The 12,588-nt window shown below is 62.8% G+C and carries 12 protein-coding genes; 10 read left to right on the forward strand and 2 right to left on the reverse strand.

What is annotated here, in order from left to right; translation table 11 throughout:
• Positions 1-28 precede the first annotated feature (28 nt).
• The 6 genes from lapB (at position 29) to cysM (ending at position 6,400) form a co-directional block, all read left to right on the forward strand.
• Positions 29-1,204: a lipopolysaccharide assembly protein LapB gene (lapB, locus tag RW095_RS23385; RefSeq protein ID WP_317021358.1), complete on the forward strand. Its 1,176-nt coding sequence runs from the start codon at positions 29-31 to the stop codon at positions 1,202-1,204.
• An 84-nt stretch (positions 1,205-1,288) separates the two neighbouring features.
• Entirely contained in the window at positions 1,289-2,692 is a 1,404-nt protein-coding gene (locus RW095_RS23390; RefSeq protein ID WP_317021359.1) for a UDP-glucose dehydrogenase family protein, read from the forward strand.
• On the forward strand, positions 2,658-3,665 hold the full coding sequence (gene rfaE1 / locus RW095_RS23395; protein WP_317021360.1) for a D-glycero-beta-D-manno-heptose-7-phosphate kinase: 1,008 nt from the start codon (positions 2,658-2,660) through the stop codon (positions 3,663-3,665). The genes RW095_RS23390 and rfaE1 overlap by 35 nt, the downstream gene beginning before the upstream one ends.
• Before the next feature lie 141 nt (positions 3,666-3,806).
• On the forward strand, positions 3,807-4,799 hold the full coding sequence (gene rfaD / locus RW095_RS23400; RefSeq protein ID WP_317021361.1) for an ADP-glyceromanno-heptose 6-epimerase: 993 nt from the start codon (positions 3,807-3,809) through the stop codon (positions 4,797-4,799).
• Between the two features lie 76 nt (positions 4,800-4,875).
• Complete coding sequence (locus tag RW095_RS23405; protein WP_317021362.1) at positions 4,876-5,241, forward strand: ComEA family DNA-binding protein; 366 nt, start codon at positions 4,876-4,878, stop codon at positions 5,239-5,241.
• Positions 5,242-5,497: 256 nt separating this feature from the next.
• Positions 5,498-6,400, forward strand: a complete 903-nt coding sequence (gene cysM / locus RW095_RS23410) for a cysteine synthase CysM (RefSeq protein ID WP_128589284.1) — start codon at positions 5,498-5,500, stop codon at positions 6,398-6,400.
• Positions 6,401-6,522: 122 nt separating this feature from the next.
• On the opposite strand, the gene mltB is transcribed toward cysM, so the two are convergent.
• Positions 6,523-7,680 carry a lytic murein transglycosylase B gene (gene mltB / locus RW095_RS23415; RefSeq protein WP_317021363.1) on the reverse strand — a complete coding sequence of 386 codons (1,158 nt, stop codon included), beginning with the start codon at positions 7,678-7,680 and terminating at the stop codon, positions 6,523-6,525.
• A 286-nt stretch (positions 7,681-7,966) separates the two neighbouring features.
• Between mltB and RW095_RS23420 the strand changes: the two genes are divergently transcribed.
• Positions 7,967-8,890 carry a histone deacetylase family protein gene (locus RW095_RS23420; protein WP_317021364.1) on the forward strand — a complete coding sequence of 308 codons (924 nt, stop codon included), beginning with the start codon at positions 7,967-7,969 and terminating at the stop codon, positions 8,888-8,890.
• Between the two features lie 54 nt (positions 8,891-8,944).
• A complete protein-coding gene (locus tag RW095_RS23425) occupies positions 8,945-9,745 on the forward strand; it encodes an enoyl-CoA hydratase (RefSeq protein WP_317021365.1) in 801 nt (266 codons plus the stop codon).
• Here the strand turns inward: RW095_RS23425 and RW095_RS23430 are convergent.
• On the reverse strand, positions 9,742-10,665 hold the full coding sequence (locus RW095_RS23430; protein ID WP_317021366.1) for an alpha/beta hydrolase: 924 nt from the start codon (positions 10,663-10,665) through the stop codon (positions 9,742-9,744). The genes RW095_RS23425 and RW095_RS23430 overlap by 4 nt on opposite strands.
• A gap of 242 nt (positions 10,666-10,907) precedes the next feature.
• Between RW095_RS23430 and RW095_RS23435 the strand changes: the two genes are divergently transcribed.
• The gene (locus tag RW095_RS23435) at positions 10,908-11,942 is read left to right on the forward strand and encodes a methionine ABC transporter ATP-binding protein (protein WP_128595629.1); all 1,035 of its coding nucleotides are present in this window, start codon (positions 10,908-10,910) and stop codon (positions 11,940-11,942) included.
• Positions 11,932-12,585, forward strand: a complete 654-nt coding sequence (locus RW095_RS23440) for a methionine ABC transporter permease (RefSeq protein WP_020068958.1) — start codon at positions 11,932-11,934, stop codon at positions 12,583-12,585. The genes RW095_RS23435 and RW095_RS23440 overlap by 11 nt, the downstream gene beginning before the upstream one ends.
• The last annotated feature ends 3 nt before the right edge of the window (positions 12,586-12,588 follow it).

Consider the following 12,588-nt stretch of genomic DNA (forward strand, 5'->3'; position numbering starts at 1 on the left):
CGCCTTCAGGCTCATTTGCATTCATCGCATGGATCTAGACTTCTGGTGGCTGCTTGTCATACCCGTCGCTTTTGCGTTCGGCTGGATGGCTGCGCGCTACGACCTCAAGACGCTGCTCTCAGAAAGCGCCAACCTTCCGCGCTCCTATTTCCGCGGGCTAAACTTTCTGCTCAACGAGCAGCCGGACAAGGCGATCGACGCGTTCATCGAAGTCGTCAAGCTCGATCCTGAAACTGTCGAACTTCACTTTGCGCTGGGCAACCTCTTCCGGCGCCGAGGAGAAACGGACCGCGCGATTCGCGTGCATCAGAATCTCCTGAGCCGCGCCGATCTACCGGTCAGCGAGCGCGATCACGCGCTCTTCGAACTCGGGCAGGACTTCCTGAAAGCGGGCCTGCTGGACCGCGCGGAAGAAACCTTCCGTTCGCTCGAAACCGGCGACTACGCGTTGGGCGCGCAGCGCGCGCTGCTTACCATCTACGAAATCGAGAAAGACTGGATCAAATCGATCGACACCGCGCGTCATCTGGAAACAATGGGCGCCGAATCTCTCGACAAGGAAATCGCGCAGTTCCACTGCGAACTCGCGCAGGAAGCGCTGCAACAGAAAAAGCCCGAGGAAGCACGCCGGCAACTGGGATTCGCGCTGAAGGCGAACCCTACCAACGTGCGCGCCACGATTCTGTTTGGCGACGTCGACGCGGCCGGCGGTGCGCAAGAAGCGGCGATCGGGCAGTGGCGGCGTGTCGAGGAACAGAACCCGGCCTATCTGCCGCTCGTCGCCGAGAAGGTGATGAAGGCGTACGAAGCGCTCGGCCGAGCGCAGGAAGGCGCCGATCTGCTCACCACGTGGGTCGACCGCTATCCGAGCAATGATTTGCTCGACGTCGCGTATCAGCACGTCGCGTCGCTGCGCGGGCCGGATGCGGCGCACGCGCTCGCACGCTCGCAGATGCAGAAGTCGCCAAACCTCGCGGGTATGACGCGGCTGCTCGAAGCGCAGCAGGCCGTCGCGGAAGAGCCGCGGCGCAGCGAACTCGAACTGATGCGCACGCTGATCCGCCAGCGCACCAAAAATCTGCCGCGCTATACGTGCCAGAATTGCGGCTTCAGGGCGCGGCTTTTCTACTGGCAGTGCCCGGGTTGCAGCGGTTGGGAAACCTATGCGCCGCGCCGGGTCGAACCGATCACCGCGACGAACTGAGTTCGCGGACGGATTTGACATCGTGTTGATGACCGGCTTCTTCACAGCCGGGAATCATCACCGGAACCTTCAACCGGAAAGCGTATGAAAATCACCATTATCGGCACCGGCTATGTCGGCCTCGTCACTGGCGCGTGCCTCGCTGAAATCGGCAACGACGTGTTCTGTCTCGACGTCGATCCGCGCAAAATCGAAATCCTCAACAACGGTGGCGTGCCCATTCACGAGCCGGGCTTGCAGGAAATCATCGCGCGTACGCGCGCGGCCGGCCGCATCACGTTTTCGACGGACATCGAAGCGAGCGTCGCTCACGGCGACGTGCAATTCATCGCGGTCGGCACGCCGCCCGACGAAGACGGCTCGGCCGACCTGCAATATGTTCTGGAAGCCGCGCGCAACATTGGCCGCACGATGAACGGCTTCAAGGTGATCGTCGACAAGTCGACGGTGCCGGTCGGCACTGCACAGCGCGTGCGCGCCGTGATCGACGAAGAACTGGCGAAGCGCGGGCTCGCGGGTAGCGGACAACACCGCTTCTCGGTGGTGTCGAATCCCGAATTTCTGAAGGAAGGCGCGGCAGTAGACGACTTCATGCGGCCCGACCGCATCGTGCTCGGCAGCGACGAAGACGAAGCCGGCTCGCGCGCGCGTGAACTCATGAAGCGCTTGTACGCGCCGTTTAACCGCAATCACGAACGCACGTTGTACATGGACGTGCGCTCGGCGGAATTCACCAAGTACGCAGCCAACGCGATGCTCGCCACGCGCATCTCGTTCATGAACGAGATGTCCAATCTCGCGGACCGTGTCGGAGCCGACATCGAGGCGGTGCGCCGCGGCATCGGCTCGGACCCGCGGATCGGCTACCACTTCCTGTATGCCGGTTGCGGCTACGGCGGCTCGTGCTTCCCGAAAGACGTGCAGGCGCTGATTCGCACTGCCAGCGAAAGCGGCCACAACCTGCGCATTCTCGAGGCCGTCGAGGAAGTGAACTACTCGCAGAAAGACGTGCTCGTGCAAAAGATCACGCACAAGTGGGGCAACGACCTCACCGGCCGCACCTTCGCCGTATGGGGTCTCGCGTTCAAGCCGAACACCGACGACATGCGCGAAGCGCCGAGCCGCCGCGTCATCGCGGAACTGCTGGCGCGCGGCGCTAACGTGCGCGCGTACGATCCGGTCGCCGTGGCGGAAGCGCGGCGCGTTATCGCGATGGATCTGCATGATTCGCCGGAACAACTCGCGCGTCTTACTTTCACGAGTACGCAGGACGAAACGCTCACAGGCGCCGACGCGCTCGTGATCGTCACCGAATGGAAGGAGTTCAAGAGCCCCGACTTCGCGTATCTGAAATCCGTGCTCAAGTCGCCGGTGATTTTCGACGGCCGCAATCTCTACGAGCCGGATGCCATGAACGAACTCGGCATCGACTATCACTCGATTGGACGTCCTTATGCCCAACCCTCCAAACGTGCGGCCGATGCCTGAGATCATGCCCGGATCCGCCACGTCCACGCCCTCCGCCGCACTTACCGTCGTGCCGCGCGCGCAACTCGCTGCCGCGCGCGTCCTTGTGGTCGGCGACGTGATGCTCGACCGCTACTGGTTCGGCGACGTCAACCGTATCTCGCCGGAAGCGCCGGTGCCCGTCGTGCACGTGCAGCGTCAGGAAGACCGGCTTGGCGGCGCGGCGAACGTCGCGCGCAATGCTGCGGCGCTCGGGGCGCAAGCGGGCCTCCTGTGCGTCGTCGGACATGATGAACCGGGCGAGCGCATCGTGCAGTTGCTCGGCGAGAGCGGCGTGAACCCGCATCTCGAACGCGATCCCGCGCTTCTCACGACCATCAAGCTGCGTGTGCTGTCGCGTCAGCAACAGCTGCTGCGCGTCGATTTTGAGAATTCGCCGGCGCATGAAGTGCTGCTCGCGGGTCTCGCGCGCTTCGACGAATTGCTGCCTTTGCACGACGTGATCCTGATGTCCGACTACGCGAAGGGCGGCCTGACGCACGTCACGGAGATGATCGCGAGAGCGCATGCTGCGGGCAAGCCGGTGCTGGTCGATCCGAAGGGCGACGACTGGGAACGTTATCGCGGCGCCACGTTGATCACGCCGAACCGCGCCGAGTTGCGCGAGGTGATCGGCCAGTGGAAATCGGAAGAAGACCTGACCGAGCGCGTGAGCAAGCTGCGCGCGGATCTTCAGTTCGAGGCTTTGCTGCTCACGCGTTCGGAAGAAGGCATGACGCTCTTTTCCAACGACGGCATCCTGCACACATCGGCTGTCGCACGTGAAGTGTATGATGTTTCCGGCGCGGGCGACACGGTGATCGCCACGCTCGCGGCCATGCTGGGCGCGGGTCTCACGCTGGTCGAAGCGGTTGGTCTCGCCAATCGCGCGGCCGGCATCGTGGTCGGCAAACTCGGCACGGCCACCGTCGACTACGACGAACTCTTTCAATGACGCGGCCCGCCAGATCCGTCGCCGCACGCCTTCGGGCTGCACGCAAAAAGGATAGGCGGGACGTCGACTGAACCTGTCGATTGGCGTTGGCGCCTGAGCGCTCACGCCAATCCCTACAAGGCTCATTACCGCGGGACCATCATGACCCTCATCGTCACCGGCGCTGCCGGTTTTATCGGCAGCAACCTCGTGAAAGCGCTCAACGAGCGCGGCGAACAACGCATCATCGCCGTGGACAATCTGACACGCGCTGACAAGTTCAAAAACCTCGTCGACTGCGAAATCGACGACTACCTGGACAAGACCGAATTCGTCGAACGCTTCAAGCGTGGCGACTTTGGCAAAGTGCGCGCAATTTTTCACGAAGGCGCCTGTTCGGACACAATGGAAACCGACGGCCGCTACATGATGGACAACAACTTCCGCTACAGCCGCGACGTGCTCGATGTCTGCCTCGCGCAGAACATCCAGTTCCTGTACGCGTCCTCGGCGGCAACGTATGGCGGCTCGAGCCGTTTCGTCGAAGAGCGCGAAGTCGAGCAGCCGTTGAATGTGTACGGCTATTCGAAGTTCCTGTTCGATCAGGTCATTCGCCGCGTGCTGCCGACTGCCAGAAGCCAGATCGCCGGATTTCGCTACTTCAACGTCTACGGCCCGCGCGAAACGCATAAGGCGCGCATGGCGTCCGTGGCGTTCCATAACTTCAACCAGTTCCGCGCCGAGGGCAAGGTCAAGCTGTTCGGCGAATACAACGGCTACGCCGCGGGCGAGCAGACCCGCGATTTCGTCTCCGTCGAAGACGTGGTGAAGGTCAACCTGTTCTTCTTCGACAACCCCGACAAGTCGGGCATCTTCAATCTGGGCAGTGGGCGCGCACAGCCGTTCAACGACATTGCGAGCACGGTGGTCAACACGCTGCGATCGCTGAACAACGAGCCGCCGCTCTCGCTCGCAGATCAGGTGCAACGCGGGCTGATCGAGTACATTCCGTTTCCTGACGAATTGCGCGGCAAATACCAGTGCTTCACGCAAGCGGACCTGACGAAGCTGCGGGCGGCCGGGTACGACGCGCCGTTCCTGAGCGTGCAGGAAGGTGTCGATCGCTATGTGCGTTGGCTATTCGGCCAGGTGTAAATAATTCGGATACCTCTTTAAACTGGAATCTCCCGGTTGGTGATGTCGCCAACCGGTTGTACGAGGGAGATTCCATATGTTTCGAAAAATTCTGGTTACCGCGGCCATGCTCGCCGCTTTCGGTCACGCGTATGCGTCGGTCGACGTCAACACGGCTAACGAGGACGCACTGCGCGGCATCAAAGGCATCGGTCCTGCCAAAGCGAAAGCCATTCTCGAAGAGCGTTCAGCGCATGGTCCGTTCAAGGACCCGAGCGACCTCAGCAAGCGCGTCAAGGGCATGGGCGGGCATACCGTCGAGCGCCTGCAGGCGGAGGGTCTCGCTGTCGGTCCGGCTGGCGCGGCTGCTGGCTCGCAGATTGCGGCGTCTTCACAGACCAGGGGCGCGACCGTTCCGGCCAATACGCCTAAAGGCGGCGCCACAGTGGCGGTGAAGAAATAGTCTGATGCGAGTCGGGCGCGCGGCATCGGTTGCGCCGCGCGCGATTCGCCATCGTATTCCCTTCATGGTCAGAGCCGGCAACAGCGCTCCTTAAGCTGTCGTTCGCATGACTGGCTCCCGCGGTACTCAGCCGCGGGCTTTTTGCGTGGTGAGAGGTTGCATCCATGCGGGCAGAAGGGCCGCGCGGCAACGGTGGGCACCGTGGTTTAGAATCAATGGATTGAAGACTTCGCGCATCGACAGCACCAGAACCTATATGGCTTACAAAACGATTGAAGACACGATTGGCAATACGCCGCTCGTGCAACTCGTCCGGCTCCCCGACGACGAGATCCGCAGCCGCAACAACGTGGTCCTCGCCAAGCTCGAGGGTAACAACCCTGCCGGCTCGGTGAAGGATCGCCCCGCGTTGTCGATGATCATAAAAGCGGAAGCGCGCGGCCGTATCAAACCTGGCGACACGTTGATCGAATCGACAAGCGGCAACACCGGCATCGCGCTCGCCATGGCAGCGGCGATCCGCGGCTACAAGATGGTTCTGATCATGCCGGAAGACCTGTCGGTAGAGCGCCGTCAAAGCATGGCCGCATACGGCGCGCAGATCATCCTCACGCCGGTAACGGGCGGCATGGAATACGCGCGTGATCTGGCCGAACAGATGCAGCGCGACGGCAAGGGCATCATCCTCGATCAATTTGCGAATCCGGACAATCCGGCGTCGCATATCGAAGGCACTGGCCCGGAAATCTGGCGCGATACCGAAGGGCGCATCACGCACTTCGTGTCGTCAATGGGCACGACCGGCACGATCATGGGCGTGTCCACTTATCTGAAGCAGCAGAACCAGGCGATTGAAATTGTCGGCGCGCAGCCGGAGGAAGGCTCGCGCATTCCCGGCATCCGTAAATGGCCGGAGGCTTATATGCCGAAGATCTTCGACCGTAGCCGGGTCGACCGCGTCGAGAACGTGAGTCAGGCCGCCGCCGAAGCGATGGCGCGCCGTTTGGCGTCCGTCGAAGGCATTTTCGCGGGCATTTCGTCGGGCGGTGCGTGCGAGGTGGCGTTGCGCGTCGCGCGCCAGGTCGAGAATGCGACCATCGTGTTCATCGTCTGCGACCGCGGCGACCGTTACTTGTCCACCGGCGTGTTTCCCGCGTAAGCGGCCCGTGCCGTTCAGGCGCGATACGCAGTAGGCAGTAGCGTCAGTCGAAAAAAAAGCGCCAGCAGGCGCTTTTACTACATCTGGCACGCGAGAGACCGGCCTGCGGTCCGAGCCATGAACTATTGCGAAGCCGCGCTTGGCGGCGCCGCGTTGTTTTGAGCATTGGCCGGATTCGCTGCGTCGCTTGCCTGCATCTGCGACTTGATGCGCTCGCCCAACTGATAAACCGCGAGCGCATAAAAGAAGCTGCGGTTATAGCGCGTGAGCACGTAGAAGTTTTTCAGGCCCAGCATATATTCCGTGCCGCGGCCCGGCGACGGCAGGTCGACCACCGTGACAGGCGTTCCCGCTTCCGACGCGATATTCACGCTCGGCTCATCGAGCAGCAGCCCCGCGCGCAACAACTGGTCGAGCGGCCAATGCGGCTCCGGCGCACCGTCGGCGGCGGCTTGCGCGACGCCCAGACTGCCGGCGTCCTTACCGATTTTCCATACCACTGGCCGGCCATTTTCCCAGCCGTTCTGCCGTAAATAGTTCGCTACACTGCCGATCGCATCCGCCTGGCTCGTGCGCAGGTCGATTTCCTTGTTGCCGTCGTAGCTCACCGCGTACTGCGTGATGCTGCTCGGCAGGAACTGCGGAATGCCGATCGCGCCTGTGTACGAGCCGAGCACCGTGGTCGGGTCGATCTGCGAATCGCGCGTCCACACCAGGTAGTCTTCGAGATTCTTGCGGAACGTTGCCTGACGGTCGGCGCGATTAGGCGTGTTCGGGTAGTCGAAACTCAGCGTGGTCAGCGCATCGAGGACGCGGAAGTTGCCCATGAAACGCCCATAGATCGTTTCCACGCCGAGAATGCCGACGATCACCTCCGGCGGCACGCCAAACTCCTCGTACGCACGCTGCAGCGTGGCCTGATTCGCGCGCCAGAAACGGATGCCCGCGTTGATGCGGATCTGATCGAGAAAGCGCGACTGATATGCGCGCCAGTTCTTCACCGAAGGCGAGGGCGACGGCGTCACCAGCTTGACCGCGGTCGCCGAATAGCTCACGCCGGCAAAAAGCGAATGCAGCGACGACTCGTCGAAGTCGTAGCGCGCCACCATATCGTTGATGAACACATCGACATTCGCGTTGTTCGCGTAGCGCTGCGGAATGATTTCTTCTTCGAAGGTTTGCCCTTGCGGCACCGCTGGTTGCGGTTGTGCCTGAGCGAGCAGCGACGGTGGTTTTTTGCCGGCGGTCTGCGCAAGAGCCGGAGTGGTTGCCATGAACATGCACGATGCGATGGAGAGTGCGGCGGCGATGGTTTGGGTGCTGAGCCGGTTTCGTGCAGACAGAGCAAGCTTGACGGTCATAGTGAGCTGGGGCGCAGTGCGAAAGGACGAAGACAGGAGGAAAACGAATCGGGGCAGTATACCCGAGGCCTCCCGCGAAACTGTGCCGGACGCGTTACAGCCACGTCGTGTGGTAACTTGACGATGTTGGCGCGCCGCGGGCGCGCGCCCCTGGATGGAGACGCGCCGCGCACGCTTCGAAGGCGGCGCGCCGCAGAAGAAAATCATGACAACAGGCTTCTATTCTCACGCCGACTGTCTGCTGCACGACATGGGGCAATGGCATCCCGAGTGCCCTGCACGGCTGCAGGCAATCGAAGATCAATTGATCGCGAGCCGCATCGATGCGTTGATCGAGCGCGAGTCGCCGCCGCTCGCCGACGAAGCGGCGCTACTACGCGTGCACACGCAAGCGCACGTCGATTACATCCGCAGCCGTTCGCCCGCCGAGGGCATGGCTGAAATCGACCCCGACACGTCGATGAATCCGCATACCTTGCAGGCAGCGTTACGCGCAGCCGGCGCCGCGGTGGCCGCCACCGACGCGGTCATCGAAGGCCGCTTCGACAACGCCTTCTGCAGTGTGCGCCCGCCCGGTCATCACGCGGAGCCCGCGCGTGCGATGGGCTTCTGCTTCTTCAACAATGTCGCGATCGCCGCGCGTCATGCGCTGGAGGTGCATGGCTTGCAGCGTGTCGCGATCATCGACTTCGACGTGCACCACGGCAACGGCACCGAGGCGGCGTTTTCCGGCGACTCGCGCGTGCTGATGTGCAGCATCTTCCAGCATCCGTTCTATCCGTTCACCGGCGCCGACAATCAGGCGCCCAATATGTGCAACGTGCCGATGCCCGCGCGCTCGAAAGGCATGGCAGTGCGCGAGGCGGTGGACATGCTGTGGCTGCCTCGTCTGAATGAATTCAAGCCTGAAATGCTGTTCATTTCCGCAGGCTTCGACGCGCATCGCGAGGACGATCTCGGCAACATGGGTCTCGTCGAAGACGACTACGTGTGGATCACCGAGCAGATGCGCGACCTCGCGAACCGCCATGCACGCGGGCGGATCGTGAGTTGCCTCGAAGGGGGCTACAACCTGTCCGCGCTTGGGCGCAGCGTGGTCGCACACGTGCGCGCGCTCGCCGGAATCTGACGAGCCGCCGCGCCGCACACGCTGCGGTCGCTGGACACTGAAATGGAGCGAGCCATGAATGCCGATGCGCTGAGCGCTTCGCTGATCGAGACGCAAGCCGGCGCGTATGGCGTGCCGGGCGTCGTCCAACTGACGATGAACCGGCCGGACGCGTTCAACGCACTCTCGGAGTCATTGCTCGACGCATTGCAGGACGCGTTGAACGCACTCGCTGTGTCGCAAGCGCGCGTGGTGGTGATTGCCGGCGCGGGGCGCGCGTTCTGCGCGGGACACGACCTGAAGGAGATGCGCGCCGCGCCGTCGCTTACGTATTACCAGGCGCTGTTCGCACGCTGCACGAAACTCATGATGACGATCCAGCGCTTGCCTCAGCCGGTGATCGCGCGTGTCCACGGGATCGCGACGGCGGCCGGCTGCCAGCTCGTCGCGATGTGCGATCTGGCCGTGGCTTCGGATACCGCGCGCTTTGCCGTTTCGGGCGTGAACCTCGGCCTGTTTTGCGCGACGCCCTCTGTGCCGCTGTCGCGCAACCTCTCGCGCAAGGCCGCGCTCGAAATGCTGTTGACCGGCGATTTCATCGATGCCGCAGAGGCGAAGCAGCAGGGCCTCGTCAATCGCGTGGTGCCAGCGGACTCCCTGGATGCGGAGGTGACAAGGCTTGCCGTCAGCATCTGCGCAAAGCCCGTCGAAGCCGTGACTGCCGGCAAGGGTCTGTTCTACCGGCAGGTTGAAATGGGCATCGAAGCCGCGTATCAGCTTGCGGGCCAGACGATGGCCTGCAACATGATGGACGGCTCCGCACTCGAAGGCGTGCAGGCGTTCATCGACAAACGCCCGCCGGACTGGAAGCGCTAGCGCATGCGCTCCGCTCGCTGATAGATCCACTCGATCAGTTCGCCGATAACGCGCTCGCTGTCCAGATCGTTCATCGCCTCGTGAAAGCTGCCTTCGTAGAGCCGCAGCGTCTTGTCCGGCGATCCGGCGTGGTGGCTAAAGTCGCGGCTCCCTTCGGGCTCGGTGAGCTTGTCGGCGGTGCCGTGATAGACGAGGAGCGGCAAGCGCAGCGCCGCGCGGCCCGCTTCGATGCGTGCCATCGCCAGCAGCAACTCCGCGCCCGTGCGCGCGGGGATCGGGCCGTGATACACAAGCCGGTCATTGCGGTTCGCGTCCACCACGGCAGGCACGCGCGAGAGCAGGGCAGCGTCGATTTTCATCGCCGGGAAGCTCGGCCAGACACGGCTGATCACCTGGCTCAGTTTGAGCATCCAGCCGGGCACATCGCGGCCTGGCGCGAGCGCGGGGCTCGACAGGATCAGACCGCTCACGCGTCTGCCGAGGTCGTCGCGGGCGTCGCCGGGACGCCCGATCGCGTAAAGCGCGGCCACGGCGCCTCCCATGCTATGGCCCATCAGAAAAAGCGGCGCATGCGGTTGTGCGTGTGCCGCGGCATCGAGCAAAGCCTGGGCGTCCAGCAGGTAATCGTCGAATCGTTCGACATATGCGCGCTTGCCGGGTGCTCTGCCATGGCCGCGCAAGTCGATTGCCAGCAGCTCGACGCCGACCGCGTTGAGGCTCGCGGCCAGCGCCGAATAGCGGCCCGCGTGCTCGGCGAGTCCGTGGATCAGTGCAACCGTTGCGCGCGGCATTCCTATGACAGGCCAGCGGTACAGCGGCAATTCCACGTCGTCGGCTGTAGTGACTGACGAGCGTAAAGGCTCGGCGCTTTCTGCGCCGTTCGGGTCGGCGGGAGCGATTCTGTTTTGGGAAGTCCCCATGACGGCGCGTCCGTTGGTTCTGGTTCGGCGAGATCATAGACCGCCCGCATGCCGCCGGGCGAAATCGCCGCTTTGGCGCTGCGTTAATGTCAATTAGTTATGAAAGAATCGTAATTGATTATTAAAGGGAATGACTTCGCCTACGGTAGAATCGCGGGCTCAAATCCCAATAAAAGTGACGGCGGACGCTTGGTCGGGGAGCGCATGACGCTCGTCGACAAACCCCGCCGTTTCGTTTTTCCATGATCGAAATACGCAATATCTCTCAGCGGTTCGCGGGACCACGGGGCTGGGTCGAGGCACTGCACAACGTCAATCTGTCGATTCCGGCGGGCGAAGTGTTCGGCATCATCGGCCGCAGTGGCGCGGGCAAGAGCACGCTTGTGCGCACCATCAACCTGCTGACGCGTCCATCGGAAGGCAACATCGTCGTCGACGGCCGCGATCTGACCACGCTGCCCGCCTCGCAATTGCGCGAGGCACGCCGCGAAATCGGCATGATCTTCCAGCACTTCAACCTGCTGTCGTCGCGCACCGTCTACGAGAACGTCGCGCTTCCGCTCGAACTCGCCGGCATGAAGCGCGACGAGATCGAGGCGCACGTGCTGCCGCTGCTTGAACTCGTGGGCTTGTCCGCGCAGAAGGACCGCTACCCGGCGCAAATCAGCGGCGGACAGAAGCAACGGGTGGGCATCGCGCGAGCGCTCGCCAGCAAGCCGAAGGTGCTGCTCTCCGACGAAGCGACGTCCGCGCTCGATCCCGAAACCACCCGCGCGATCCTTGAACTGCTCAAGCGGATCAATCGCGAACTGAATCTGACCATCGTGTTGATCACGCATCAGATGGACGTGATCAAGCAGGTTTGCGACCGCGTCGCCGTGCTCGACGCGGGCCGCGTCGTCGAAGAGGGCAAGGTGATCGACGTGTTCCTGCAACCGCATCACGAAGTCACGCGCGCGCTGATCGGCGATGTGATCGCGCAAGAACTTCCGCCCGCGATGAAGGCCCGCGTGGCCGAGCGTCTGAAGACCGGCAGCGGTCATCTGCTGCGCCTCGCGTTCACGGGTTCGGGCGTCGATCAGCCGATTCTCTCGGAGACGATTCGCCGCTACGAGCTCGACTTCAACATCCTGCACGGCCAGATCGACGAGATCCAGGGGCAGGCGTTCGGCTCGCTCGCGGTGCTCGCGGGCGGCGAGCCGGCGAAAGTGGCGCAGGCGCTCACGTATCTGCGCGAACAGGGTGTGGTGGTGGAGGAGCTCTCGTATGTTGAGTGAAATGTTCGATATGTTCGTCCAGTCGTTCTGGGAAACGCTCGTCATGGTGGGCATTTCCGGACTGGTCGGCGCGCTGGTAGGTTTGCCGCTCGGCGTGCTGCTTTATCTGACGGACCGTCAAGGCGTATTGCAGAACGTCGCGGTGAATCGTGCGATGGGCGTGGTCGTAAATGCCGTTCGCTCTACGCCGTTCATCATCCTGCTCGTGGCGGTGATTCCGTTCACGCGCCTCGTGGTCGGCTCGTCGATCGGCACGGCTGCGGCCGTTGTGCCGCTGACCATTGCCGCGGCGCCGTTCATCGCGCGTCTCGTCGAGACGGCGCTGCGCGAAGTCGATCGCGGCCTGATCGAGGCGGCGCAAGCAATGGGCGCGACCACCAGCCAGATCGTATTCAAGGTGTTGTTGCCGGAATCGCTGCCGGGCGTCGTCGCCGGGTTGACGATCACGTTCGTCTCGCTGGTCGGCTATTCGGCGATGGCGGGCGCGATCGGCGGCGGCGGTCTCGGCGACCTGGGCATTCGCTACGGGTATCAGCGTTTCCTGCCGGAAGTGATGTTGACGGTCGTCGTGATTCTGATCGTCTTCGTGCAGTTGGTGCAGTCGTTCGGGGATTGGCTCGTGCGTCGTCTGAGCCATAAATAATTA

The sequence above is a fragment of the Paraburkholderia kirstenboschensis genome (assembly GCF_032806925.1).
Lineage (GTDB): Bacteria > Pseudomonadota > Gammaproteobacteria > Burkholderiales > Burkholderiaceae > Paraburkholderia > Paraburkholderia kirstenboschensis.